Annotated in this window: 22 protein-coding genes; 14 read left to right on the top strand and 8 right to left on the bottom strand. The window is 66.1% G+C overall.

The window, feature by feature from the left end:
• Positions 1-122 precede the first annotated feature (122 nt).
• On the bottom strand, positions 123-344 hold the full coding sequence (locus ACFPME_RS07250) for a hypothetical protein (RefSeq protein ID WP_377303599.1): 222 nt from the start codon (positions 342-344) through the stop codon (positions 123-125).
• 156 nt (positions 345-500) lie between these two features.
• On the opposite strand from ACFPME_RS07250, the gene ACFPME_RS07245 reads away from it, so the two are divergent.
• The 3 genes from ACFPME_RS07245 to ACFPME_RS07235 all read left to right on the top strand — a co-directional run bounded on the left by ACFPME_RS07245 (position 501) and on the right by ACFPME_RS07235 (position 5,526).
• Positions 501-1,211 carry a helix-turn-helix domain-containing protein gene (locus ACFPME_RS07245; protein WP_377303597.1) on the top strand — a complete coding sequence of 237 codons (711 nt, stop codon included), beginning with the start codon at positions 501-503 and terminating at the stop codon, positions 1,209-1,211.
• A gap of 88 nt (positions 1,212-1,299) precedes the next feature.
• The gene (locus ACFPME_RS07240; RefSeq protein WP_377303595.1) at positions 1,300-4,464 is read left to right on the top strand and encodes a TonB-dependent receptor; all 3,165 of its coding nucleotides are present in this window, start codon (positions 1,300-1,302) and stop codon (positions 4,462-4,464) included.
• 105 nt (positions 4,465-4,569) lie between these two features.
• Positions 4,570-5,526, top strand: a complete 957-nt coding sequence (locus ACFPME_RS07235) for a thioredoxin family protein (RefSeq protein WP_377303593.1) — start codon at positions 4,570-4,572, stop codon at positions 5,524-5,526.
• Positions 5,527-5,672: 146 nt separating this feature from the next.
• On the opposite strand, the gene ACFPME_RS07230 is transcribed toward ACFPME_RS07235, so the two are convergent.
• Entirely contained in the window at positions 5,673-6,575 is a 903-nt protein-coding gene (locus tag ACFPME_RS07230) for a DoxX family membrane protein (RefSeq protein WP_377303591.1), read from the bottom strand.
• A 136-nt stretch (positions 6,576-6,711) separates the two neighbouring features.
• Between ACFPME_RS07230 and pdxR (ACFPME_RS07225) the strand changes: the two genes are divergently transcribed.
• The 4 genes from pdxR (ACFPME_RS07225) to ppa all read left to right on the top strand — a co-directional run bounded on the left by pdxR (ACFPME_RS07225) (position 6,712) and on the right by ppa (position 11,223).
• On the top strand, positions 6,712-8,214 hold the full coding sequence (gene pdxR / locus ACFPME_RS07225) for a MocR-like pyridoxine biosynthesis transcription factor PdxR (RefSeq protein WP_377303589.1): 1,503 nt from the start codon (positions 6,712-6,714) through the stop codon (positions 8,212-8,214).
• A gap of 1 nt (position 8,215) precedes the next feature.
• The gene (gene pdxR, locus ACFPME_RS07220) at positions 8,216-9,688 is read left to right on the top strand and encodes a MocR-like pyridoxine biosynthesis transcription factor PdxR (RefSeq protein WP_377303587.1); all 1,473 of its coding nucleotides are present in this window, start codon (positions 8,216-8,218) and stop codon (positions 9,686-9,688) included.
• A 37-nt stretch (positions 9,689-9,725) separates the two neighbouring features.
• Entirely contained in the window at positions 9,726-10,580 is an 855-nt protein-coding gene (locus tag ACFPME_RS07215) for a 2OG-Fe(II) oxygenase (protein WP_377303585.1), read from the top strand.
• Positions 10,581-10,683: 103 nt separating this feature from the next.
• A complete protein-coding gene (gene ppa / locus ACFPME_RS07210; RefSeq protein WP_377303583.1) occupies positions 10,684-11,223 on the top strand; it encodes an inorganic diphosphatase in 540 nt (179 codons plus the stop codon).
• 27 nt (positions 11,224-11,250) lie between these two features.
• Here the strand turns inward: ppa and ACFPME_RS07205 are convergent, their stop codons facing one another.
• A complete protein-coding gene (locus ACFPME_RS07205) occupies positions 11,251-11,625 on the bottom strand; it encodes a helix-turn-helix transcriptional regulator (protein WP_377303581.1) in 375 nt (124 codons plus the stop codon).
• A gap of 206 nt (positions 11,626-11,831) precedes the next feature.
• Between ACFPME_RS07205 and ACFPME_RS07200 the strand changes: the two genes are divergently transcribed.
• Positions 11,832-12,260 carry a hypothetical protein gene (locus ACFPME_RS07200; protein ID WP_377303579.1) on the top strand — a complete coding sequence of 143 codons (429 nt, stop codon included), beginning with the start codon at positions 11,832-11,834 and terminating at the stop codon, positions 12,258-12,260.
• Positions 12,261-12,364: 104 nt separating this feature from the next.
• Here ACFPME_RS07200 and ACFPME_RS07195 read toward each other — a convergent pair whose 3' ends face one another.
• Both ACFPME_RS07195 and ACFPME_RS07190 read right to left on the bottom strand, forming a co-directional pair.
• Entirely contained in the window at positions 12,365-13,387 is a 1,023-nt protein-coding gene (locus tag ACFPME_RS07195; RefSeq protein ID WP_377303577.1) for a DUF2333 family protein, read from the bottom strand.
• 41 nt (positions 13,388-13,428) lie between these two features.
• On the bottom strand, positions 13,429-14,337 hold the full coding sequence (locus ACFPME_RS07190; protein ID WP_377303575.1) for a LysR family transcriptional regulator: 909 nt from the start codon (positions 14,335-14,337) through the stop codon (positions 13,429-13,431).
• A gap of 98 nt (positions 14,338-14,435) precedes the next feature.
• Between ACFPME_RS07190 and ACFPME_RS07185 the strand changes: the two genes are divergently transcribed.
• The 3 genes from ACFPME_RS07185 to ACFPME_RS07175 are packed head-to-tail and all read left to right on the top strand — an operon-like array spanning position 14,436 to position 17,748.
• Positions 14,436-15,656, top strand: coding sequence for an MFS transporter (locus tag ACFPME_RS07185; protein ID WP_377303573.1), 1,221 nt, complete (start codon positions 14,436-14,438; stop codon positions 15,654-15,656).
• A gap of 17 nt (positions 15,657-15,673) precedes the next feature.
• Positions 15,674-16,735: an aldo/keto reductase gene (locus ACFPME_RS07180; protein WP_377303571.1), complete on the top strand. Its 1,062-nt coding sequence runs from the start codon at positions 15,674-15,676 to the stop codon at positions 16,733-16,735.
• Complete coding sequence (locus ACFPME_RS07175) at positions 16,732-17,748, top strand: zinc-binding alcohol dehydrogenase family protein (RefSeq protein ID WP_377303569.1); 1,017 nt, start codon at positions 16,732-16,734, stop codon at positions 17,746-17,748. Before ACFPME_RS07180 ends, ACFPME_RS07175 begins: the two co-directional genes overlap by 4 nt.
• Before the next feature lie 43 nt (positions 17,749-17,791).
• Here ACFPME_RS07175 and ACFPME_RS07170 read toward each other — a convergent pair whose 3' ends face one another.
• Positions 17,792-18,388 (bottom strand): ferritin-like domain-containing protein, encoded by a 597-nt coding sequence (locus ACFPME_RS07170; RefSeq protein WP_377303566.1) that lies wholly within the window; start codon positions 18,386-18,388, stop codon positions 17,792-17,794.
• Between the two features lie 147 nt (positions 18,389-18,535).
• Entirely contained in the window at positions 18,536-19,186 is a 651-nt protein-coding gene (locus tag ACFPME_RS07165; protein ID WP_377303564.1) for a TetR/AcrR family transcriptional regulator, read from the bottom strand.
• A gap of 259 nt (positions 19,187-19,445) precedes the next feature.
• Here ACFPME_RS07165 and ACFPME_RS07160 point away from each other — a divergent pair, with 259 nt between their 5' ends.
• Together ACFPME_RS07160 and ACFPME_RS07155 are read left to right on the top strand one after the other, a co-directional pair.
• Positions 19,446-20,105 carry a protein-L-isoaspartate O-methyltransferase family protein gene (locus tag ACFPME_RS07160; RefSeq protein ID WP_377303562.1) on the top strand — a complete coding sequence of 220 codons (660 nt, stop codon included), beginning with the start codon at positions 19,446-19,448 and terminating at the stop codon, positions 20,103-20,105.
• A 32-nt stretch (positions 20,106-20,137) separates the two neighbouring features.
• Positions 20,138-21,505: a TolC family outer membrane protein gene (locus ACFPME_RS07155; RefSeq protein WP_377303560.1), complete on the top strand. Its 1,368-nt coding sequence runs from the start codon at positions 20,138-20,140 to the stop codon at positions 21,503-21,505.
• A gap of 71 nt (positions 21,506-21,576) precedes the next feature.
• Here the strand turns inward: ACFPME_RS07155 and waaA are convergent, their stop codons facing one another.
• Complete coding sequence (gene waaA / locus ACFPME_RS07150; protein ID WP_377303667.1) at positions 21,577-22,842, bottom strand: lipid IV(A) 3-deoxy-D-manno-octulosonic acid transferase; 1,266 nt, start codon at positions 22,840-22,842, stop codon at positions 21,577-21,579.
• Positions 22,843-22,956: 114 nt separating this feature from the next.
• Between waaA and lpxL the strand changes: the two genes are divergently transcribed.
• Positions 22,957-23,874, top strand: coding sequence for an LpxL/LpxP family Kdo(2)-lipid IV(A) lauroyl/palmitoleoyl acyltransferase (lpxL, locus tag ACFPME_RS07145; protein ID WP_377303558.1), 918 nt, complete (start codon positions 22,957-22,959; stop codon positions 23,872-23,874).
• Positions 23,875-24,084 lie beyond the last annotated feature (210 nt).

Below are 24,084 nucleotides of genomic sequence, written 5' to 3'. Positions count from 1 at the left end.
TCGCCATGGCGGGTGCCGTGAGTCTGCCGCGCAGGTAGCACGCTGCTCCGGCGCGAAGACGCCGATGGGTTGTCGATGCCATCGATTTCGCAATGAATTCCGAAACCCGGCTCTCGCTTCTTTTACATCCGGCGCACAGCGCCATGGGGCGCGACCGCGACCGACAGCGCGGCCGGCTCATCGTGCCCTGCGCGGCCATCGTCCATCCCGCGCAGGCAGCGCGCGCCTCGCAGCACGCCAGCGGGAAGCGGGCCGGCAATCGCCCTTGCTGGCGCATGCCATGCCGCCCATTGCTGCGGCCACTCCATGGATTTGGCTTTATCCGATTCGGGGGAATTGGTCATTGATCGGCTGCATGCCGACGCCTACTTTTTGCGCAAGGTTTCTCTAACGAATCCTTGACGAATTGCCCCACTCCCCCCGGCTTCGCCTGAACGCACTCCTCATTCTCCCCGGCTTTCAGGCGAGGCTGTTTTTTTAGGCTCATGGAGTACCCGTCCATGTCCACGATGGCGCCCAGCTTCGAGATGCACCAGCCAACGCGCCTTGAACGTGACCGTCATGTCGCAGGCCTTGGCAGCGAGGATCTGCCCGCGCACCACTGCTTTTTCGAGCCATCACCCGACCGGCCGGTCGTGATGCGAATGATGGGTGAGCCGTGCGCGCATGCCGCGTCCGGTACCGGCGAAGCACAGAACCTGGCCACGCGCATCCGCTTGCTGATCGCACGCGAAGGCGGCGCCTCCGCGCTGGGACGACGTTGCGGCGTCTCCGAAGGCACCGTGCGCAACTGGCGCGATGGCCACAGCGATCCCTCCCGGGCGCGCTGCGTCACGCTGGCTCGCGCGCTGAACATTTCGCTGCAATGGCTGGTGACTGGCGAAGGGTCGATGCACCCGGAGCGCAACGAACGCCACGGCGACGATGCCGAAGCGGCGCCACCATACGTTGCAACCACGGTCATGCCGGCCGCGTCGCCCGCAGTGGGCATCGACGCTCGGCGTCTCGCCGCCACGCTGAGGTTGCTGCAGTCGTACATATGCCTGGTCGGCGGCTCGCTGAACATCGAGCAGCGCTCGGAAGTCGTGGCGGAGCTGTACGGCCTGCTCTGCGACGGCGGCGAACTGCGCGAGGTCGATCGCCTCATAGCCTTCCACAGCAAGCTCGGCGCCCAGCTGCGCAACGGGCGCAATGTCGATCTGATCGCATGAGTGGCTTCATCCAGGCCGAGGTGACGTACCGCACCGGCATTCAACAAATCCAGCATCAACCGTCAATCAATACTGGAAGGGGAGTTGCATGAAGAGCAGCAAACATGTTGATACACAGTTCCGCGGCCATCGACTGGCCCCCTCGGCCTTGAGTCTGGCAGTGGTGGCCACGCTCAGCCTGTGCGGCATGGCGGCGACGATGCCGGTACATGCGCAGGCCACTACAGGCAGCATCTTCGGCCAGGCACAACCTGGTGAAACCGTTGTGATTCAGAGCACGTCAGGCATCAGCCGCCAGGTGGTGGTGGATTCGACAGGACACTACGCGGCGAGCTCGCTGCCGCTGGGCGATTACACGGTAGTCCTGCAGCAGAACGGTCAGACGGTCGAATCGAGATCGAACATCATCCTGCGTGTGGGCGCGGGCACCGAGGTCTCGTTCGGCGAGGCTGCCAACGCCCAGAATCTGCAAGGGGTGACTGTCGTCGCCAATGCGTTGCCCTCGATCGACGTGAGCGGTGTCGATTCACGTACGGTCATCACTGCCGCGCAACTCGCGCGACTGCCGCTGGCGCGCAGTGCGGAAGCGATCGCGCTGCTCGCTCCGGGCGTGGTGGAGGGCAGCGACACGTTCATGGGCATGGGCATGGGTGCCTCGTCGCCGCGGAAGTTCGTTTCCTTCGGCGGCTCGTCGGTGACCGAGAACGCGTATTACATCAACGGTTTCAACACCACCGATCCGATCAGCGGTTTCGGCGGCCTGAGCCTTCCCTACGGATCGATCGACCAGCAGGAAATCCTCAACGGCGGTTACGGGGCGGCCTATGGCCGTTCCGACGGCGGCGTGATCAGCCAGGTCGGCAAGCGTGGCACCAATGAGTGGCACTTCGGCGGGCAGGTGCTGTGGAAGCCCAAGACCTTGCAGGGTGACCCGCGCAATATTTACTACGGCGCAGGCAGCCCCAAGGCGGGCCAGCTTTACTGGCGGCGCAACGACAACAAGTCCAACATCACTACTGTCGACGCCTACGTCGGCGGTCCACTGATCAAGGACAAGCTGTTCCTGTTCGCCTCGGTGGAGGGTGAGCGCATCCAGGGCAACGGCGCCTCCAGCGGCACCCCTTCGGGCGCGATCGGCGAGCCTGCGGGCGTGGGCATCAATGCGCCACCGACCTACAACAACCACACCCGTCTGGACGACCCGAAGTGGTACGCCAAGCTGGACTGGAACATCAATGACAGCAACCTGCTCGAACTCACCGGCGCCTCGAACAAGTCGTCCTACCGCGGCAACCTGTACCAGTACGACTACGCCACCGGCCAGCAGGGGCCATTCGACCATCACGATTTTCAAATCAAGGACGGCTCCGACCTGTATCTGGCCAAGTTCACCAGCTATATCACCGACAGCCTTACCTTCTCGGCGCTGTACGGCAAGATGAAGGGCACGCACTACAACGAGTTGCCCGGCTACGATCCGACCCTGATCCCTGTCCTCGGCCAGACCTCGCAGAATCCCGACATCGTCGGCGCTGGCGGCGGCTTCGGCAATGCGCAAACGACGAATCCGCTTTTCGACCCGCAGCACGTCACCAAGAACACCAACCTGCGCCTGGACCTGAGCTACAAGCTGGGCAACCACACGCTGACCGCGGGCATCGACAACCAGAACGTGCGCGACATCCATGACGGCCAGTTCCCCTCCGGTCCAGGCTATGCATGGGCGTATGCCTCCGGCGACCCGAACAGCTGGATTGCCGGCGGTCCGGACGCGAACGGCCCCGGCTGGCAGGGCTACCCGTGGGTGCGGCCACCGGGCCAGTACCCCGGCGGCCAGACCGGCTACTACGTTTCGAAACAGATCTTCGCCAACAGCGCCTCGGTGCGGGTAAAACAGCAGGCCCAATACATCGAGGACGCCTGGCAGATCACCGATCGCTGGCTGGTCAAGCTGGGCCTGCGCAACGACCAGTTCACCAACTACAACGGCGTGGGCACCCCGTATCTGCGACTCACCGGTGGCCAGCTGGCGCCGCGGCTGGGCTTCAGTTGGGACGTGAACGGCGATTCCAGCTTCAAGGTGTACGGCAACGCCGGCCGCTACTACCTGGCCGTACCGGCCTCGGTGGCGCTGCGTTCGGCCGGTTCGTCGACCTTTACCAATGTGTACTACACCTACACCGGCATCGACCCAAGCACCGGCTATCCCACCGGCCTGACCCCGATCGATACCTATCGCGGCCTCGAGCAGCCGATCTCGGCCAACCTCGAATACGGCAACCCGCGCGATCCGAAGACGGCCGCCGCCACCAACATCAAGTCCGAGTACCAGGACGAGCTGATCCTCGGCTTCGACCGGAAGCTCGGCGATGCCTGGGTGTACGGCGCCAAGGGCACCTGGCGCAAGCTCGGCCGCGCCATCGACGACTGGGGCGACACCGGCCGCATCGCCGCCAAGATGGCGGAGCTGGGCATGAACGATTACGACCCGGTCAACGGCATCCAGGGCAGCTACCTGATCAACCCGGGCAAGAACCCGATCATCCAGATCCCCAAACTGTCCGGCGGCTACTACCAGGTGCCGCTGGACTGGAAGAAGGACATGGGCTTCAACACCTCGCTGAAGCGCAAGTACTATGCGCTCGACCTGTACCTGGAGCATCCGTTCGATGGCAAGTGGTACGGCAAGATCGACTACCTGTGGTCGCACAACTTCGGCAACACCGAAGGCCAGGTGCGTTCGGATATCGGCCAGACCGATGTATCGGCGACGGTGGACTGGGATTACGCCCAGGTCATGGACTACGCCAATGGCTCGCTGTCCAACGACCGCCGCCACCAGATCAAGGCCTACGGTTACTACCAGCTGACCCCCGAGTGGATGCTGTCGGGCAACGCTGCGCTCCTGTCCGGCGCGCCCAAGACCTGCCTGGGTTTCTACGGCGCGGACCAGACCAACCCGGGCCTGGGCTACGGTTCGTTCTATCACTTCTGCGGCGGCACGCCGGTGTCGCCCGGCTACAAGCGCGAGGCGTGGACCTACCTGCTCAGCCTTGGTGCCGAGTACCGCCCGGACTGGGCGGACCACAGACTGGCCTTCCATCTGCAGGTCAACAATGTGCTCGATCAACAGCGCATTACGCAGCACAACGGGCGCTACGGCAGTTCGGCCAAGGTTCGTCCGACCTACGATCTGCCCCTGTCCACGCAGCAACCGCGCTCCGTGCAGCTGGGCATAACCTACGACTACTAGTCGTCGCGACGCGTCCGCGGCCGGGGAACGGTCGGGTCGCCATGCAGGCAAGGTCCTGATGCCCGGTTCGGGCATCAGGACCACGTTCGTCTGGAGGTAGTTGTCATGAAGCAACTTTTGCTGTTCATGGGCCTGCTGCTGGTTGCCCTGCCCGGCGGCGCCGGGGCGGCAGCGACGCCGGCAAACCCGCCGGAGTTTGCCGGCATCTCGCAGTGGATCAACTCGCCGCCACTGACCCTCGCTGGCCTGCGCGGCAAGGTCGTGCTGATCGACTTCTGGGCCTACTCCTGCATCAACTGCCTGCGCGCGATACCGCACGTCGAACATCTGTACGAGACCTACAAGGACAAGGGCCTGGTCGTCATCGGCGTCCACTCGCCGGAGTTCGATTTCGAGAAAGATCCGGCAAACGTCAAGGAGGCAGTGACACGCCTGCGCATCACCTACCCGGTGGCTGCGGACAACGATCTCGGTACATGGAATGCCTGGCGGAACTTGTATTGGCCGGCGGAATACCTGATCGACCGGAACGGCAACCTGATCGGCCACCACTACGGCGAAGGCGACTACCTGAAAATGGAAGACGCCATCCGCCTGCTGCTCGGCATGAACCTGCTGCCGGGAAGCGGCAGCGCCGGCAACTCCGCTGCCGGCGCCGTCGCAGCTTCGCCCGAGATGTACCTCGGCAGTGCCAAGCAGCAAAACCTGGCCAGCCCGGAAACCGGCCACAACGGCATCCGGCACTTCAGCATCCCGGCACGACTGGCCATGAATCGCTTCGCGCTCGCCGGCGTGTGGGAGATGAGCGACAAATATGCCAAGTCAGTCAGTGCACATGGCGAACTGCAGCTGCATTTCAAGGCCGGCAAGCTGCACATGGTCGCCAGCTCGGAGCAGCCGATCCCGCTGGAGATAGTCGTCGACGGAAAGCTGCAACCCACGGTCACGGTGCAGGCCAGTCGCCTGTACACCTTGTTCGACAGTGACGATTACCGGGAGCACTCGCTGATCCTGCGCATTCCGCAAGCGGGCCTGCAGATATACACCCTCACCTTCGGGTGAAAACAGCAGCCGTCGTGATTCGCCCCAGGCCAACCGACATGGAGCGCAAGCGAACAATCAGGACTATCAAAATTCACCAGCAAGCTCGCGTGGCGTGCGCCGCAACACGATTACCAGGTACCCCACGACGGCCGGCTATCCACGCATCATGCGGAAGCGGGTTCCCGTTGCGGACGATGCTCCGGGCCGGCGTCCGCCGTCACCGCAGACCGCGCGAAATATCCAGCCATGAGCCAGGCACCGCCACACAGCGCGATGGCAACGCACAGACTGGTCCATTCCGCCTGGCTCCGCGGATCCGCCAACACGCGCGGAATGTGCACGATCAGCACCCAGCTTCCGAACATGATGCCCAGCATCGTCGCGGCCAGTCGCGCCTGCACGCCGCTCAGAATGGCCAGCCCGGCCGCGATGTGCGCGCAGCCGGTGAAATATGCCCAGAACACCGGCGAGCCGGGGATCCAGCCGGGAATCACGCTGGCGACGTATTGCCAGTAGATGAAATGCAAGGCGCCGAACACCGGCAGCGAGATGCCAAAACCGTAGCGTCCGCTGTCTGCCAGTCGACGGAATCGACCGTTCCACGGTGTACGCCCGGTCGCGCCCTCCGATAGTGCATGTACCAGCACCCACGCGGCACTGCACAGTGCGAGGCACTCGGACGCGGAGGTCCACCTGCCGCCATTGTGAAGATGCGTGAGCAGCGCCGGTACCTGCAACAAGACCAGCCAGAGCGAAAGCAGCATGCCCAGCGCGATGGCCGATTCATGTGCCCGCCACCGATTGCTCAGCACACAGCCCCCACCGGCGACAAGCAGCAGGGCAGTGATATAAGTCCACAGCGTCTGCGCTGGCAGCCAGTCAGGCAGCGACTCCAGCCCGAGAACGGGAATGGCAAACACGAAGTTGAGCACGCCAAAAGCCAGCATGCCGATACCGAAAAGACTGCTACCAAGACGTATGGCACTTCTCATGAGGCTTCCTTTGTCGGATGAAGCGCGAGGTCGATCGCACCATGCAACCCAGACATGCCGGGGCGATACCGGCACGGCCCGGTCTGATTCTGGCAAGGCGCAGCAACGGCGCTGTTCGAAACTGCACTGGCACGAGACAGACTAGACACTGCGGCCCCTGTCATCCACGACCAATTTCGCCAAATTTGCGGGAGCCAATCGGAGAGTCTGCATGTTTCTGGAACTGGATGGCCACGGGCCACACTACGCGCAGCTGACCCGCGCCATGAAGGCCGCGATCCTCGATGGCCGCATGGTCGCCGGCTCGCGACTGCCGCCCACCCGGGTTCTTGCCCACGAGCTCGAACTTTCGCGCACCACGGTGCTGGCCGCTTACGAACAGCTGCGCGCGGAAGGTTATATCGATGGCCGCGTGGGCTCCGGCAGCTACGTGGCGAACCTGCCCATCGCCACGGCGCAGAACGCACGCGAGGCCGAGTTCGCGTCGCCCTCGCGCTACGTGCGGCGCGCGCGCCTGGGGCACGACCTGCGGCCAACGCGACAGCACTACGAAGTGCGCTACAACCTGCTGTCCACCAACCCGCTGATCAATACGGCGCTGATCGACCTCTGGGGCCGCGAACTGACCCGCGCGGCCACGCACACGGCGCTGGAGGAGAACAACGCGCAGGGCCTGTTAGCCCTGCGGCAGCAGGTGTGCGACTACCTGGCCCGCCGCCGCGGCATAAGGGCTTCACCGGACGATGTGCTGATCACCAGCGGCGCTCAGCAGGCGTTCTCGCTGACGGCGCGTGTGCTGCTCGACGAAGGCGACACGGTCGTGCTGGAAGATCCGGATTACTTCGCCGCCTACCAGGCTTTCGCCGCGCACGGCGCGCAGCTGCGCCTGGTGCGCACGGACACCGACGGCCTGGTCTGCGACGAACTGCCAGCGGCCGCGCCGCGGCTGGTCTACGTGACGCCGTCGCACCAGTTCCCAGGCTGCAGCGTGCTCTCGTTGACGCGCCGCCTGGAACTGCTGCGCTACGCGGCGGAACGGTCGTGCTGGATCATGGAGGACGACTATGACGGCGAGTTCCGCTACGACGGCCGCCCGCTGGCCGCGCTGCGCTCGCTCGACGACGGCAACCGCGTGATCTACGTGGGCAGCTTCTCCAAGATGCTGTTCAGCACCTTGCGGCTGGGCTACATGGTGTTGCCCGCCGCGCTGCGCGACGACTTCGTCGCCGCGAAATACCTCAACGACTCCTGCTGTCCCAGCATCGAGCAGGCGGCGCTGGCGCACTTCATGGAAAGCGGCGGGTTCGAGCGGCATCTGCGGCGCGTCCGCAAGGAACTGATGGCACGCCACCAGGCTCTGATCGAGGGTCTGCGTCGATATGCCGGCGGGCGCGTGGACATCGTCGACACGCCGGCCGGCATGCACGTGGTGGCATGGCTGAACGGCTACGACCATGCCCGTGCCGACGCGCTGGTCGCGTACGCGCTCACGCGCGGCCTCGGCCTCTATCCGATGGCGCGCTACGTGCACCAGCCGCCGCGGCGCGCCGGCCTTCTGCTCGGCTACGGCCGGCTGTCGACCAGCGCGCTGCGCGAGGCCATGCAGCTGTTCGGCCAGTGCCTGGACGAGATGGAAGCCGGCGGTCGCCACACACCGCACCGCCACGGCGCCGGTTTCGGACCAGCCGGCGCGGCCGGTCTCATGGAGCCCTGACATGTTCCTCGAACTGGACGGCAACGGCCCGCACTACGCGCAGCTCACCCGCGCCATGAAGGCCGCGATCCTCGATGGCCGCATGGTCGCCGGCTCGCGATTGCCGCCCACCCGGGTTCTTGCCCACGAGCTCGAACTTTCGCGCACCACCGTGCTGGCTGCCTACGAGCAATTGCGCGCGGAAGGTTTCATCGAGGGCCGCGTGGGCTCCGGCAGCTACGTCACCCGTCTGCAGCCTGGGGCTGCCTTGCAGCCGCCGACGGATGCGATCAGCGCACCTTCGCTCTACGCGAAGCGCGCGCGGCAGGTGCAGGACCGCCGAATGGCCGTGCTGCACCGCGGGCTGCGCTATCACATGCAGTACGGCGAACCGACGATCAATCCCATGCTCAACAGTGCCTGGAGCCGTGAACTGGCGCGTGCCGCCGCCTACACGCCGGCGGGCGGCGCCGGGTCGCAGGGCCTGCCCGCATTGCGCCAGCAGGTTTGCGACTATCTCGCCCGCCGGCGTGGTGTACAGGCGTTGCCGGAGAATGTGCTCATCGTCAGTGGAACCCAGCAGGCGTTTTCGCTGGCCGCCCGCGTGCTGCTGGACGATGGTGACACTGTGGTGCTGGAGGAGCCGCATTACTTCGGCGCCTATCAGGCGCTGATCGCGCATGGTGCCCGCGTTTGTGGCGTGCGCACGGACGACGATGGCCTGGTCTGCGGCGAACTGCCCGACGCGGCGCCTTCGCTGATCTGCGTGACACCTTCGCACCAGTTCCCGACCGGTGCCGTGCTGTCGCTGCCGCGCCGGCTGGAGCTGCTGCGCTACGCCGATGCGCAGCGATGCTGGATCCTCGAGGACGACTACGACGGCGAATTCCGTTATGACGCCCATCCGCTGGCGGCGCTGCGTTCGCTCGATCAGGCCGACCGGGTGATCTATGTCGGCACCTTCTCCAAGGTCCTGTTCGGTACCCTGAGACTGGCCTACATGGTGCTCCCTGTAGCGCTGCGGGACGACTTCATCACCGCCAAGTTCCTCAATGATTTTTCCTGCCCGGGTTTCGAACAGGCGGCACTGGCGCACTACATGGAAGACGGCGGCTTCGAGCGGCACTTGCGGGTGGTTCGCAAAGAACTCAGGGCACGCAACGAAGAGCTCATCCGCGGTTTGCGCCAGTATGCCGGGGAGCGTGTGGAGATCGTCGATTCACCGGCTGGCATGCATGTGGTCGTGTGGTTCCGCGATTACGACAAGGCTCATGCGGAGGCGCTGCTGGAACTCGCCAGCTCGCGCGGCCTGGGCATGTACTCGATGGCGCCGCATTACCTGGACCCACCATCGCGCCAGGGTGTGCTGCTCGGTTATTGCGGCCTGTCGACCGGCGAGCTTCGTGAGGCCATGAAACTGTTTGGAGCCTGCATGGACGAGATCGACGCCCGCATGATTTCCGGCCGCGCCTGCAGCGCTGGCGCCCGGGTGTGAAGTAAGCTTTCCAGCACGTCAGTCAATTCGTCCCGCCATGCACTCACGCACCACCATCAGCCCCGCATTGCGCGAATGGATCCTGACCACCACGCGGGCCGGCCACAGCGTGGCCGACGTGCTGCAACTGATGAAGGACAGCGGCTACGATCCGCGGCTGAGCCGCAGCATGGTGGCCGAGGTACTCAAGCTGCCGCTCGCGGCGCTGCACGCGCGCACCGCCAACGCGCTGATGTCGAGCTTGCGCACGACCCACCCCGAAGCGCCTGGTGTGTCCATCGGCGGGCAAGCCATCGGGGTACTGCTCAGCGTGGATGCGCCGGTGATACGCGTGCTCGACGGCATGCTTGCCGGCGCGGAATGCGATGAGCTGATCGAGCTGGCGCGGCCGCAGCTGCAGCGCGCGCTAACGGTGGACAGCGACGGCGGCCAGCAGGTCGATCACCGTCGTACCAGCGAGGGCATGTTCTTCGGCCTGAACGAACTGCCGCTGGTGGGCCGCATCGAGCAACGCCTGGCCGACCTGCTCGGCGTGCCGGTCGATCATGGCGAGGGGTTGCAGATCCTGCATTATCTTCCGGGTCAGGCCTACGAGCCTCACTACGACTGGTTCGACCCGGAGCAACCCGGCTTTGCCGCGATCACGGCGGCCGGCGGGCAACGCATCGCCAGCGTGGTGATGTATCTGAACACGCCCGCCCTGGGTGGTGGCACGGCGTTCCCGGAGATCGGCCTGACCGTCACCGCCCGCCGCGGTTCGGCCGTCTATTTCGCTTACGAAGGCGGCGACCGCAGTTCCCTGCACGCCGGCTTGCCGGTACAGCGCGGTGAAAAATGGATCGCGACCAAATGGCTGCGCGAGCGTCCATACCGCAGCCCGGGGAGGCGCTGAGCTTCCACGCGGACTGATCACCCGGCCACACGGTTGCTGCGATGCAGCAGCGTTTGGCGTATCCTTGCGGGCCAGCTTTCCTCTCCCGCAGCAAGGACATCCCATGGGTCTGCATCTCGTCTCCGCCGGCCGCGACGTGCCGCACGAAATCAACGTCGTCATCGAAATCCCGAAAGATGCCGAGCCGGTCAAGTACGAAGTGGAGAAGGAGAGCGGCGCGATTTTCGTCGACCGCATCCTGTCCACGCCGATGCGCTACCCCTGCAACTACGGCTACGTGCCCGGCACGCTGGGCGGCGACGGCGATCCGCTGGACGCACTGGTGATCCTGCCGCTGTCGCTGATCCCCGGCTCGGTGATCCGCTGCCATCCGGTCGGCATGCTGAAGATGAGCGACGAGGCAGGCAGCGACGAGAAGCTGATCGTGATCCCGTCGCCAAAGGTGTTTCCGGGCTATGCCCACATCACCGACATGAAAGGCGTCTCGCCACACTGGCTGGAGCGCATCGGCCACTTCTTCGAGCACTACAAGGATCTGGAGAAGGGCAAGTGGGTGAAAGTGGAAGGCTGGGTTGGCGCTGACGAAGCAAAGGCCGAGATCGTGGCCGGCATCGGGCGCTACAAGGCCGAGAAGAATGGCTGAGTTCGCCCCTGCTGCGAGGCAGCGGGGCTAGAACCACCGGCGGCGTGATCCGGACGGCCCGCGCAGCCGGCTTCTCAATCGCGACAACTCGCTGTGCCGCAGATCCTCGCGCAACTCGCTGGGCGAGGCGCCCAGCGACTGGCGGAACGCTTCGGTCATGTGGCTGTGGCTGCTGAAGCCCACGTCGTAGGCGAGCGCAGCGAGGTCCTCTTCGCCATCGCCCAGACGGTCCAGCGCGGTGCCCAATCGTTGCTGCAACCGGAACTGCCGCAACGACTGCCCGGTGCGACCGCGAAAGATCCGGCACAGATGGAACGGCGAGCAGCCGGCGAGTTCGGCCAGCACATGCACGTCGAGGTTTTCTCCGACGTGGCCAATGATCGCCTCCTCGACCCGCGCCACCTGGCGCGCGATTCCGCCAGGCCGCGCGAACGCGCATCGGAATGTGGGACTGCAGCAGGCAGGCGAGCGTTTCCAGCAGGACCTCCTCGGCCTCCTCCGGCATGTCGTCACCACCATGCCGCAGCCCGAGCAGCATCTCCACGTGAGTTTTCTGGAACTGCAGGTCGTGCCCGAACTCGCTGCACGGCGGTGCGGCGGCGTCGGCGATGAACACGCGCACCTGCATGATCCCGCGCGGCAAGGCGACATTCCTGCAGGTCGGCAGCATCGCGGACGACTGGCCCTGCCCCGACCCGGCCTTCGGACCGAAACCGGCACGATCGATGTACGACTTTCTGGTCGCCGACGCCTTGCCGTACAACATGGTCACCGAGCAGGACCTGAAACTGGATGGCAGGCCGATCTTCAACCCGCAACGCTACGTCTACACCTCGGAGAACCTCTTCGCGCTCAAGGGCGACCCCAGCGAAACCCAGTTCGACCCCTGCATCACCGGCGCCTACCAGCCGAGCGTGATCTACGGGTACTTCATGATGTTCCGTCCGATGTCACCGGGCATGCACACCATCGTGCGGCACAACCACGACAGCAATGGCACCGACCTGACTTTCATCTATCGCCTGACGATCCAGTAGCGACCGGCACGATGGGCAACCGCGGTCGGCCCGGCATCGCCAAGTCCGGAAATGCCCCGCGCTGCGGCGGGGCGTTTCCTGTCTCCACCGGTTCCGAAAGCGGTTCAGCCGCGCTTGAGCAATTCGCGCAGGTCGATGATCGCGGCATTCGCACGCGACACGTAGTTGGCCATCACCAGCGAATGGTTGGCGAAGAAGCCGAACGGCGAGCCGTTTAGCACCATCGGGCTGCGCAGTGGCCGCTGCGCCTCTTCCAGTTCGCGGATGACCTGCTCCAGGCTGACGTCGGCGTGCTTGCTGCGCAGGATCGGACCGAAGTCCTGCTGGAACGCCTTGAGCTGCTCCAGCAGCGTCCAGGTATAGCCGCGCGCTTCGTAGAAATTGTCGTCGATCTTGTTCCATGGGGTTTTCACCAGCCGGCCGCCACCGGGCGCCTGCACCGTACTGGCGCCTGCCGGCTCGTCGGCCGCGGCCACGTCGCCGATACGTATCTGGCCCACGCTGGCCGACAGCCGCTGCGACAGGGAGCCCAGCCGCGCGGACACCACCTGCAGGTAGTCGGCGAGATTGTCGGCGCGCGCGTAGAAATGCGCGTTGCCGTCCTCACGGTCGCTGAGCCGGTTCAGATAGCCGTCCAGATGGCCAATTGCCTTGTCGTACTGGCCTTCGGAACTGGGCAGCAGCCAGCGGTCGTTCGGGCTGGACAACAACGGATCGGCCTCGGCCAGGTCCTTGTCCTCGGTCGACTGCGTCTGTGAGCGGCTGAAGTCGTTGCGCAGCGCGCGCACCAGGTCGCGCGAGGCGGTCAACGAGCCGAATTCCCAGTTGGGAATATTGTCCATGAACACGCCCGGCGGCAGCTTGTCGTTGCTGAGGTAACCGCCGCGCTTGTCCAGCAGGGTATGCACCGAGGCGATCAGGGTCGCCGTGGTGGTGGCGCCGACGCTGGCTGGATGCTTCAGCTCCTGCAGCTGCGCCTGTGTCACCTTCACCGGATCGAACAATGGCGGCTCGGTGTCCCACCACCACATCAGCAAGCCCACGAACACAATCAACAGGGCGATCAACGCCAGGATGGCGCGGCGGATGCCACGGCGTGGGGAACTCGAGGTGTCCTGGGTCTGCATGGGGCAGCTCCTGCGGGGGATGGCCAAGCTTACAACGCAGCTCATCGCTCCCACGGTGGATGCTCGCCCAGCCGCCCGGCCAGGAAATCGACGAAGGCGCGCACCCGCGGCGGCACCAGCCGGCGCTGCGGCATCACCGCGTGGATGCCGGTAGCGGCAATCGGATAATCCGGCAGCAGCACCTGCAGCCGGCCCGCGCGCAGTTCCTCGTGCACGTGCCAGACCGAGTGCAGCGCGATGCCGAGCCCAGCCACCACCGCGTCGCGCAACAGTTCGCCCTGGTTGCTCTCGAAACGGCCCTGCACCCGCTGCGCGACCTCGCGGCCCTTGCGGTCGGTGAAGCGCCAGACGTCCTGCCGGCCCTGGCTGCCGACCAGCAGCAGGCAGTCGTGCGTTGCCAGATCCGCCGGCGTGCGCGGCACGCCGTGCCGCCGCAGGTAATCCGGCGACGCGCACAGCACGCGCCGGTTGGTCGCCAGCTGGCGCGCGACCAGGCCGGAATCGCCCAGCGCGCCGACACGGATGCCCAGGTCGAAACCGGAGCCGACCAGGTCCAGGATCTGGTCGTTGAGGTTCACGCTGAGCTTCACCCGCGGATGCAGGGCGAGGAATTCCGGCAACAGCGGCGAGATGTACTGGCGTCCGAACGAGGCCGGGATGGTCACCCGCAAGGTGCCGCTGACCTCGGTGGCGGACTGGCGCAGGCCGCCGGTGAGCGCTTCCAGGTCCTCCACCAGCGCGCGCCCCTGCTCAGCCAGCGCGGCGCCTTCAGGCGTGGCGTGCAGCTGGCGCGTGGTCCGGTGCAGCAGGCGCACGCCGAGTTCGCGCTCCAGCCGCTTGAGGCGCTGGCTGGCCACCGCCACCGACAGGTCGAGGCTGCGCGCCGCGGCACTGATCGAGCCGAGGTCGAGCACGCGCAGGAACAGGCTGAGGTCACCGACGCGATCCATGATCTTCAATCATTTGTTGATAATGATTAGCCATCCTGGTGGTTTTTGACGAAAAGGCAAGCGCCTAAGCTGCGCCTCTTCTCCTCCGGACGACCCCGATGCGCTCCCTTTCCCCCCGACCCCGCACACCGCTGGCGCTGTACGCGCTGACCGCCGGCGCGTTCGGCATCGGCACCACTGAATTCGTGATCATGGGCCTGCTGCTGCAGGTCGCCGCCGACCTGCACGTCGGCATCGCGGCCGCCGGCCTGCTGATCTCCGGCTATGCGCTGGGCGTGTTCGTCGGCGCACCGCTGCTGACCGCGGCGACCAGCCGCTTGCCGCGCAAGACCGCGCTGGTCGCCCTGATGCTGATCTTCACCATCGGCAACCTGGCCAGTGCGCTGGCGCCGAGCTATGCCGTGCTGATGATCGCGCGGGTGATCACCTCGCTCGCCCACGGCACCTTCTTCGGCGTCGGCGCGGTGGTAGCCACCGGACTGGTGGCGGAGGACCGCAAGGCCTCGGCGATCTCGATCATGTTCACCGGTCTCACCGTGGCCACCCTGCTCGGCGTGCCGGCCGGCGCGTGGCTGGGCCATGCGTTCGGCTGGCGCGCCACGTTCTGGGCGGTCAGCGCGATCGGCGTGCTGGCCACCGCGATCATCGCCACCCTGGTGCCGGCCGACCGCGGCGACGCCGCGCCGGTGCGCTTCATGGAAGAGCTGAAAGGCATCGCGCGGCCGCAGGTGTTGCTCGGCCTGCTGGTCACCGTGCTCGGCTTCGCCGGCGTGTTCGCGGTGTTCACCTATATCCAGCCGATCCTGACCCGCGTCACCGGCTTCGCCGACAGCGCCGTGTCGCCGATCCTGCTGGTGTTCGGCGGCGGCCTGGTGATCGGCAACCTGCTCGGCGGCCGCCTCGCCGACCGCGCCTTGGTACCGACCCTGCTCGGCTCGCTGGCGGCGCTGGCGATCGTGCTGGCCGCGATGACGTTTGCCCTGCACAGCAAGCCGGCGACGATCGCGTTCACCGGCCTGCTCGGCATCGCCGCGTTCGCCACCGTGGCACCGCTGCAGTTGCGCGTGCTGCAACAAGCCGCCGGCGGCGGCCAGGTGCTGGCGTCGAGCTTCAACATCGCCGCGTTCAATCTCGGCAACGCGATCGGCGCGTGGCTGGGCGGCATGGTGATCAGTCACGGTCCGGGCCTGGGTGCGGTGACCTGGGCCGCGGCGCTGGTCACCGTGCTCGGCTTCGCCGTGGCGCTGTGGAGCGTGCGGCTGGGTTCCCGGCCGGCACGCATCGCGACCGTCGCGGCCTGCGCCGACACCTCACTCTGACTTCGAAGGACTGCATCATGGACTACCGCTATCTTGGCACTTCCGGCTTCAAGGTGCCCGCGCTCGGCTTCGGCGCCGGCACGTTCGGCGGCAAGGGGCCGCTGTTCAGCGCCTGGGGCAATACCGATGTCTCCGAGGCGAAACGGCTGGTCGACATCTGCCTCGACGCCGGCGTGAATCTGTTCGACACGGCGGACGTCTATTCGGACGGCGCATCGGAATCGATCCTGGGCGCCGCGCTGAAGGGCCGGCGCGAGCAGGCGACCATCTCGACCAAGATCTCCCTGCGCGCGGGCGACGGCCCGAACGACGCCGGTGCCTCGCGTCATCATCTGATCGGCGGCGTCGAGCGCGCGCTGAAACGCCTGGGCACCGACTACATCGACCTGCTGCAGCTGCACCACTTCGACGCGATGACGCCGGTGGAGCAGGTGATGGCGACGCTGGACGAGCTGGTGCGCGCCGGCAAGGTGCGCTACCTCGGCGCATCGAATTTCTCCGGCTGGCAGCTGATGAAATCGCAGGCCGCCGCCGACAGGCTGGGTTACTCGCGCTTCGTGGCGAACCAGACCTACTACTCGCTGGTCGGCCGCGACTACGAGTGGGAGCTGATGCCGCTGGGGCTGGACCAGGGCCTCGGCGCGATCGTGTGGAGTCCGCTCGGCTGGGGCCGGCTCACCGGCAAGATCCGCCGCGGCCAGCCGCTGCCGCCCGGCAGCCGCCTGCATGACACCGCCGGCTTCGCGCCGCCGGTGGACGACGAGCGGCTGTATCGCGTGGTCGATGCGCTGGACGCGGTGGCTGAGGAAACCGGCAGAAACCTGCCGCAGGTCGCGCTGAACTGGCTGCTGCAGCGGCCGACCGTGTCCAGCGTGCTGATCGGCGCACGCAACGAACAGCAACTGCGCGACAACCTGGGTGCGGTCGGCTGGACGCTCGATGCCGCGCAGGTCGCGCGACTGGATGCCGCCAGCGCGGTGATGCCGCCGTATCCTTACTATCCCTACTGGAACGGCATGTTCGCCGAGCGCAATCCTCCGCCGGTGCCGTTCAACGTCCCCACGGAGCCGCCAGCATGAAAGCCGTCGCACTCACCCGCTACCTGCCGATCGACGACCCGCAGTCGCTGCTCGACGTCGAGCTGCCCACGCCCGTACCCGGCGCGCACGATCTGCTGGTGCGCGTCGAGGCGGTTTCGGTGAATCCAGTCGATACCAAGGTCCGCTCGCCGAAGGCGCAGGTGGAGGCGCAGCCCAGGGTGCTTGGCTACGACGCGGGCGGCACGGTCGAGGCGGTCGGCGAATCCGTCAGCGGCTTCAGGCCGGGCGATCGGGTTTACTACGCCGGCGACGTGACCCGCGCGGGCAGCAATGCCGAGTTCCAGCTGGTCGATGCGCGACTGGTCGGTCATGCGCCGCACACGATGGATGCGGCTGGTGCGGCGGCGCTGCCGCTGACCACGATCACCGCATGGGAGCTGCTGTTCCAGCGCATGCCGTACGACAGCGAGCGCGGCGGCGCCGGCAAATCGTTGCTGATCATCGGCGGCGCCGGCGGCGTCGGCTCGATCGCGATCCAGCTGGCGCGGCGCGCGGGTTTCTGCGTGATCGCCACTGCCTCGCGCGCGGCGACCATCGACTGGTGCCGCAAGCTGGGCGCGCAGCACGTGATTGATCATCGGCAGCCGCTGGCGCCGCAACTGCAGGCGCTGGGTTTCGCCCAGGTCGATGCGGTACTCAACCTCGCCGACACCGATCGCTACTGGGACGCCATCGGCGAGATCGTGGCGCCGCAGGGCCACGTCGGCCTGATCGTGGAGCCGGCCGGCGCGCTGAAGATCGGCGATCCCTACAAGGCGAAGGCCATCGGCATCCACTGGGAAATGATGTTTGCGCGACCACGCTTCAAGACGGCCGACCAGGCCGAGCAGGGGCGCATCCTCGATCGCGTGGCGGCTCTGGTCGATGCCGGCGAGTTGCGCGGCACGCTCACCGAAACACTGGCACCGATCAACGCCATGAACCTGCGCGAGGCGCATCGGCGGCTGGAGTCCGGCACCACGATCGGCAAGCTGGTGCTCGCCGGCTGGTGAAGCCGCGCGATGGACGGCGTGCGGCCGCGCCGCCCATCGGCGCTCAGGCGGGCTTGCCGGGCATCGCCCCGGGTGGTGCCGGCTTGGCGGGTTCGCCTTGCTTGCCCAGTTGCTCCAGCAGGGTGTTCATGTCCTCGGCGTGTTCTTCCTCCACCGCCAGGATGCCTTCCAGCACGCGGCGGGTGGTCGGGTCGTCGGCGCCGAGGTAGGTGATCATCTCGCGATAGCTGTCGATCGCGATGCGCTCGGCGACCAGATCCTCCTTGATCATGTCGACCAGATCCTCGCCTTCGACGTAATCGGAGTGGCTGCGGCTGAGCAAGCCCTCCGGCGACAGGTTCGGCTTGCCGTCGAGCTGGGTGATGCGCTCGGCGATCTGGTCGGCGTGGCCCTGCTCTTCGTTGGCGTGCTCGAGGAATTCGGCCTTGATCGCCTGCGAGTTGATGCCCGAGGCCATGTAGTAGTGGTACTTGTAACGCAGCACGCACACCAGCTCGGTGGCCAGCGCGTGGTTGAGCAGCTTGATCACCGTTTCACGATCGGCGCTGTAGCCCGCGGTCATCGCGCCCTTGTCGATGTCCTGGCGTGCGCGCTTGCGGATGTTCTCGATGTCGCTGACGAACGGTTTGGTGGTTGCCATGGTGTGCTCCTGCATGCGGGACGTGCGCGACGGCAAGTTTTACCGTCGCCAGCGAAAGTCCGCACAGCGTAGGAACGCACGTGGAAAAGCCAGGTGAAGGCTGGCGGCGCCAGCACGCGCCACGCCGGTTGCGTGGCGTACAGGGCGCTAGCGCGGCAGGTACGCGCGCAGGAACATCTCGACGCCGGCGCGTGCGGTGCTTTCGATTTCCTCGATGTAGCTCTCGGGACACTCGGTGCAACCGAACATCTGGCGCATCATCAGATTTCCCTTGATCAGGGTGAGGAACTGCACCGTGCTGCGCGGCACATCGTCGATGGCGAGCTGGCCGGCATCGACCGCCTGCTGCAGCAGCCGTTCCATCAGGCCTTGCGTGCGCGTGGCGCCCTCTTCCCAGATCAGCTTGCCGTAGCGCGGATTGCCCTGACGGCAGTCGCTCAGAATGGCGCGGAAGGTGCCCACGGTTTCGGCGTTGCAATCCAGGTGCGCGTGGGTCAGTGCCACCCGCAGCAGCGTCTGGCGAATATCCACGGCAGGATCGAACAGGTAGGTCTCTTCCGGCAGAAGATCCTGGATGCGCGAACGGATCACCTCGCGGAACAGGTTGTCCTTGTCGCCGAAATGGCTGTAGACGGTGAGCTTGGACACGCCCGCATCGGCGGCGATCGCGTCCATGCTGGTGCCGGCGAAGGCATTGCGGATGAACAGCGCCTTGGCCGCGGCAAGGATCGCCGCACGCTTCTCCATGTCCTTCGGGCGACCGGGGCCCTGGGCCTTGATCTGCGCGCTGATATTCATGCCTCCACCTTCACAAACGGAAATTCGAGCTTTATTATACGCAGCGGTTCAATTATTTTCCAGAATGACGCAGAACGCGGCTTCCTTGGCCCTTCCGCGCGGCGCGCCGGGTGACGCCCGTCAACCGCTCGCGATGACTTCCGGCACTTCGTGGGTCAAGACACAACCGGCAGGCTTGCACCGTGGGACATGTCATTGTGGGACCGGGCTCCAGCACTTATCCTCTTTGACCTTTTTTATCCGCACGGGACACGAGCAGATGGCGATGAATATCGAGCAGGCGCGACTGAACATGGTGGAGAACCAGGTCCGCCCGTGGGAAGTGCTGGACGGCCGCGTGCTCGACGTCATCGCGCGCGTGCGCCGCGAGGATTTCGTCGCACCCGAACATCGCCAGCTCGCTTTCGCCGACCTGTGCCTGCCGCTGGGCCATGGCGAAGTCATGATGAAGCCGGTGGTGGAGGGCAGGGTGTTGCAGGCGCTGGAGTTGCAGCCGACCGATCGCGTGGCGGAGATCGGCACCGGTTCGGGCTTCCTCACCGCATGCCTGGCCAGCCTGGCGGCGCACGTGACCAGCGTGGACATCCATGCCGATTTCACCGCCGCCGCGGCGCCGCGGCTGCAGGGCGCCGGCATCCTCAACGCGACCCTGCTCACCGCGGAGGCCGTCAATGCATGGCAGCCCGATGAGCTGTTCGATGCGCTGGTGGTGACCGGCGCGGTATCCGATATTCCGCCGCGCTGGCTGACCTGGCTCAAGCCCGGTGCCCGTGCGCTGGTCGTGCGCGGCCAATCGCCGGTGCAGCACGCCACCCTGCTGACCCATGAAAGTGCCGGCCGCTATCGCGAAGAGATCCTGTTCGAAACCGACCTGCCCTATCTCGTCCACGCCGAGCCGTCGCCGCGGTTCGTGTTCTGATTGCGCCCAACCGATTCCCCACGAGGCAACCCATGCGTTTGAAGCTGCTCACCCTGGCCCTGGCACTGACCGCCATTTCGCTGCCCAGCCACGGCGAGGATCTGCTCGATGCCTACCGTGATGCCCGCGCCAACGACCCGGTGCTGTCCCAGGCCGATGCCACCCGGCTGGCCACGGGCGAAGGCGTGAATCAGGCGCGCGCCTCGTTGTTGCCGCAGATCTCGGCGGATCTCTCGCTCAGCCAGACCAATGGCGGCAGCAGCGGCGGCAGCAACCTCGTGCCCGATCCGAACAATCCCGGGCAATACATCTCGATCAGCGGGCTCGGCCATACGCGGACCCGCGGCATCAACGGCCAGCTCAGCCAGACCGTCCTCGACTTCAGCAAGTACGCCAACCTCAAGGCGGCGCACTCGGCGTCGGATGCCCAGGACGAGCTGTACCAGGCAGCGGCGCAGGAACTCTACGTGCGGGTGGCCACGGCCTATTTCGGCGTGTTGACCAGCGAGGACGAACTGACCTACGCCAAGGCCAACGAAGACGCTTTCCGCCAGCAGTTCGAACAATCCGATCAGCGGTTCAAGGTCGGCCTATCGGCGATCACCGACGTCTATCAGGCCAAAGCCTATTACGAGGCAGCCAAGTCACAGACCATCGCTGCGCAGAACACGCTCAACGATGCGCGCGAAGCACTCACCCAGATCACCGGCAAGCCAACCGGCAACCTGAAGAAGCTGCGCGACGACCTGCCGATGCAGCCGCCCGAACCCGCCGACCAGGACCTGTGGGTCAAGCAGGCCATGCAGACCAACCCCAATCTGCTGGCGCAGAAGAACAATGTGGAAACGGCCGAGCACAACATCAGCGCCGCCCGCGCCGGCCATCTGCCGACGATCAGCGCCAATGTCACCTATGGCAAGAACAGCAGCTGGTATCAGAACGGCGGCGGTTTTGGCAGCTCGCAGAACGGTCGCGCGTCGACCACGATCGGCGTGACCTTGAACGTGCCGATCTTTTCCGGTGGCCTCACCCAGTCCGTGGTGCGCCAGCAGATCTACCACCGCGACGAGGCCACCGATGCGCTGGAGTCGCAGCGTCGGCAGGTAGTGCGCGATACGCTCAACTATTACCGCTCGGTGATCGCCGGTATCGCCCAGGTGGAGTCGGCCAAGGCCTCGGTGGATTCGGGCCAGAAGGCGCTTGAAGCCACCCGCGCCGGTTTCGAGGTGGGCACCCAGACCATGACCAACGTGCTGCTGGCGATCCAGACCCTGACGTCGTCGGAAAGCAGCTACTCGCAGGCCCGCCACCAGTTCATCCTGAACAAGCTGCTGCTCAAGCAGACCGCCGGCACGGCCGATCTGAAGGACATCGAGGCGATCAACACCCTGCTGCAGTAACACACCCGGGGCACAATGCAGAACGGCCGGATCCGCGTCCGGCCGTTCTGCTGTCCGCGGCGCACATGGCGCTATTCCTGCAACTGTGCGTCGATCAGCTGCATGATCCGCTGCACCGCGCCGCGCTCGCGTTCGAATACCTGCTGGGCCGCCTGCCCCATCCGTTCGCGCCGGCCGGTGTCGAGCAACAGCTGCAGCATTTCCGGGCCAAGCCGATCGCCGCCGGGCACCCGTGCCGCCCCGCCCTGATGGATCAGGCTGGCGGTGATCTCCTCGAAGTTGAACGTGTACGGCCCCACCAGCACCGGCACCGACAGTGCGGCCGGTTCCAGCACGTTGTGGCCGCCGATCGGCACCAGGCTGCCGCCGACAAAGGCCACGTCGCTGGCTGCGAAGAACGGCATCAGTTGCCCCATCGCGTCGATCACGCACACCTGATGCGACGGCGACGGCACGCGGTCGACACTGCGCGTGGCCGTCGTGAACCCCAGGCTGCGCACCGCATGTTCGACCACCCGGAATCGCTCCGGATGGCGCGGCGCCAGCAGCAGCAGCGCGTCGGGCAATCGCTTCAGCACCTGCAAGTGCGCTTCGAGCACCGCCAGCTCCTCGCCCTCGTGCGTGCTGGCGGCGATCCATACGGGCCGGCGCGCGCCCCAGTGTTCGCGCATCGCTGCCCCCTCGGCCACGGCGCCGTTCGGTATAGGCATGTCGAATTTCATGTTGCCGATGACCAGGATCTGTTGCGGATCGGCACCGAGCAGGCGATAGCGCGCCGCGTCGGTACGCGACTGCGCGGCGATCACGCTCACGCAGCGGAGCGCTGAACGCAGCAGCGCACGCAGCGGCTTGTAACCGCGCAACGAGCGTTCGGACAATCGCGCGTTGACGATCATCAGAGGAATGCCGCGCCGGCGGCAGGCGAAATACAGGTTCGGCCAGATCTCCGTTTCGACGATAAGCGCCAGCCGCGGCCGGATCTTTTTCAGGAAACGGCCCACCGAGTACGGCAGGTCATACGGCAGATAGACATGGAACACGCTGTCGCCGAACAACTGGTGCACGCGCGCGGTGCCGGTCGGCGTGACCGTGGTGATCACCAGCGGCGCATTCGGATAGTCGCGGCGCAGCGCCTTGATCATCGGCTCGGCCGCATTCACCTCGCCCACCGATACCGCATGCACCCACAGGCTGCCGCTGAACCCCGGCGCATCGAAAAATCCGAACCGCTCCGGCCAGCGTCGATGGTACGGCCGCGAACGCACGCCGCGCGCCAGCAGCCGCAGCACCAGCAGTGGCGTGACCAGAAACATCGCGAGTGTGTAGATATAGCGCAGCAAAGTCTGGTGCCTGGCGTCCGACGCGGCAGTATACGAGAGCGGGGCGCGCGACACCGGCGGGCACGGTCGTCCCGGCCCGCCGCCTCCTCTACAATGCAGACGATGCCCGGCATGCCCCGTCCCGCGTTCACCCGTTCCCTGCTTGCGCCGCGCCACTGGCCGGCATGGATGGGAGTGGCGGCGATCTGGCTGATCGCGCAACTGCCGCCGCGCGCACTCGCCTGGCTGGGCCGCCGGCTTGGCGCACTGGTGTCGCGCATGCCGTCGGCGCGGCGGCAAATCGCGCAGGCCAACATCGCACTGTGTTTCCCCGCGCTCGATGCAGCCGCCCGCGCCGCGCTGGTCGACGCCAACCTGCGTGACATCGGCATGATGCTGGTGGAGTTCGCGCTGGGATGGATGGGCCGTGATCAACGCATCGCGGACGTGCCGACCCGCATCGAAGGGCTGGAACACCTGGAAGCGGCGCGCGCCCAGGGCCGGGGCGTGCTGCTGGTCGGCGGGCACTTTTCCCATCTGGAACTATGCGCCCGGCTGGTCTCCCAGCGCATCCGCATCGCCGGCATGTACCGGCGGATGGACTCGACCGTGTTCGAGTGGGTCGTGCTGCGTGCGCGCCTGCATTACGCCTCGGCGATGTTCGACAAGGACGACATCCGCGGCACCGTGAAATACCTGCGCAGCGGCGGCACGCTCTGGTATGCCCCGGACCAGGACATGCGCAGCAAGGACTCCGTGTTCGTGCCGTTCTTCGGCGTTCCGGCGGCCACCATTACCGCCACCCATCATCTGGCACGGTTGTCCGGCGCGACGGTGGTCCCGTTCTTCCATCGGCGGCTGCCGGATGGCCAAGGCTACGCATTGCGGCTCGGTGCGCCGCTGGAAGCATTTCCCGGCGCCGACGTGCTGGCCGATACCGCCCGTATCAACGCCTGCATCGAGCAGATGGTGCGCGAGGCACCTGAGCAGTATCTGTGGGTACACAAGCGCTTCAAGACCCGGCCAGCTGGCGAGCCGGCGATATATTGACGACGACGACAGCCAGGTGAAAGCCTGGCTCGCTGAAAATTGCGCCGCTTTCGCGGACAGAGTCGATCACGTCGACTTGCCTCGTCCGAGTGGCGACCTCGCACGATCGATCCGCCATCCCGAGACGACGCCGGGCTTGTCGCATGATCGGGCCGGAGTCGACCCGTGCAAGGTTTCACCGCTCCATCGCGCCGCACCGGCAAAGGAACT

Origin of the sequence: Rhodanobacter umsongensis (genome assembly GCF_042654965.1) — a bacterium.
GTDB classification, from domain to species: domain Bacteria; phylum Pseudomonadota; class Gammaproteobacteria; order Xanthomonadales; family Rhodanobacteraceae; genus Rhodanobacter; species Rhodanobacter umsongensis.
Note: the sequence above shows the minus strand (reverse complement) of the source record. Positions and strands in the feature narration are given on the sequence as shown.

What these genes read in the sequence shown, in the direction of transcription:
- ACFPME_RS07155 (WP_377303560.1), top strand. Translation starts at nt 20,138, where the DNA reads ATGCGTTTGAAGCTGCTCACCCTGGCCCTGGCACTGACCGCCATTTCG.
- ACFPME_RS07180 (WP_377303571.1), top strand. Translation starts at nt 15,674, where the DNA reads ATGGACTACCGCTATCTTGGCACTTCCGGCTTCAAGGTGCCCGCGCTC.
- ACFPME_RS07240 (WP_377303595.1), top strand. Translation starts at nt 1,300, where the DNA reads ATGAAGAGCAGCAAACATGTTGATACACAGTTCCGCGGCCATCGACTG.
- ACFPME_RS07245 (WP_377303597.1), top strand. Translation starts at nt 501, where the DNA reads ATGTCCACGATGGCGCCCAGCTTCGAGATGCACCAGCCAACGCGCCTT.
- pdxR (WP_377303589.1), top strand. Translation starts at nt 6,712, where the DNA reads ATGTTTCTGGAACTGGATGGCCACGGGCCACACTACGCGCAGCTGACC.
- ACFPME_RS07200 (WP_377303579.1), top strand. Translation starts at nt 11,832, where the DNA reads ATGAACACGCGCACCTGCATGATCCCGCGCGGCAAGGCGACATTCCTG.
- ACFPME_RS07190 (WP_377303575.1), bottom strand. Translation starts at nt 14,337, where the DNA reads ATGGATCGCGTCGGTGACCTCAGCCTGTTCCTGCGCGTGCTCGACCTC.
- ACFPME_RS07195 (WP_377303577.1), bottom strand. Translation starts at nt 13,387, where the DNA reads ATGCAGACCCAGGACACCTCGAGTTCCCCACGCCGTGGCATCCGCCGC.
- ACFPME_RS07250 (WP_377303599.1), bottom strand. Translation starts at nt 344, where the DNA reads ATGACCAATTCCCCCGAATCGGATAAAGCCAAATCCATGGAGTGGCCG.
- ACFPME_RS07175 (WP_377303569.1), top strand. Translation starts at nt 16,732, where the DNA reads ATGAAAGCCGTCGCACTCACCCGCTACCTGCCGATCGACGACCCGCAG.
- ACFPME_RS07165 (WP_377303564.1), bottom strand. Translation starts at nt 19,186, where the DNA reads ATGAATATCAGCGCGCAGATCAAGGCCCAGGGCCCCGGTCGCCCGAAG.
- ACFPME_RS07235 (WP_377303593.1), top strand. Translation starts at nt 4,570, where the DNA reads ATGAAGCAACTTTTGCTGTTCATGGGCCTGCTGCTGGTTGCCCTGCCC.
- ppa (WP_377303583.1), top strand. Translation starts at nt 10,684, where the DNA reads ATGGGTCTGCATCTCGTCTCCGCCGGCCGCGACGTGCCGCACGAAATC.
- ACFPME_RS07160 (WP_377303562.1), top strand. Translation starts at nt 19,446, where the DNA reads ATGGCGATGAATATCGAGCAGGCGCGACTGAACATGGTGGAGAACCAG.
- lpxL (WP_377303558.1), top strand. Translation starts at nt 22,957, where the DNA reads ATGCCCCGTCCCGCGTTCACCCGTTCCCTGCTTGCGCCGCGCCACTGG.
- ACFPME_RS07170 (WP_377303566.1), bottom strand. Translation starts at nt 18,388, where the DNA reads ATGGCAACCACCAAACCGTTCGTCAGCGACATCGAGAACATCCGCAAG.
- pdxR (WP_377303587.1), top strand. Translation starts at nt 8,216, where the DNA reads ATGTTCCTCGAACTGGACGGCAACGGCCCGCACTACGCGCAGCTCACC.
- ACFPME_RS07215 (WP_377303585.1), top strand. Translation starts at nt 9,726, where the DNA reads ATGCACTCACGCACCACCATCAGCCCCGCATTGCGCGAATGGATCCTG.
- ACFPME_RS07185 (WP_377303573.1), top strand. Translation starts at nt 14,436, where the DNA reads ATGCGCTCCCTTTCCCCCCGACCCCGCACACCGCTGGCGCTGTACGCG.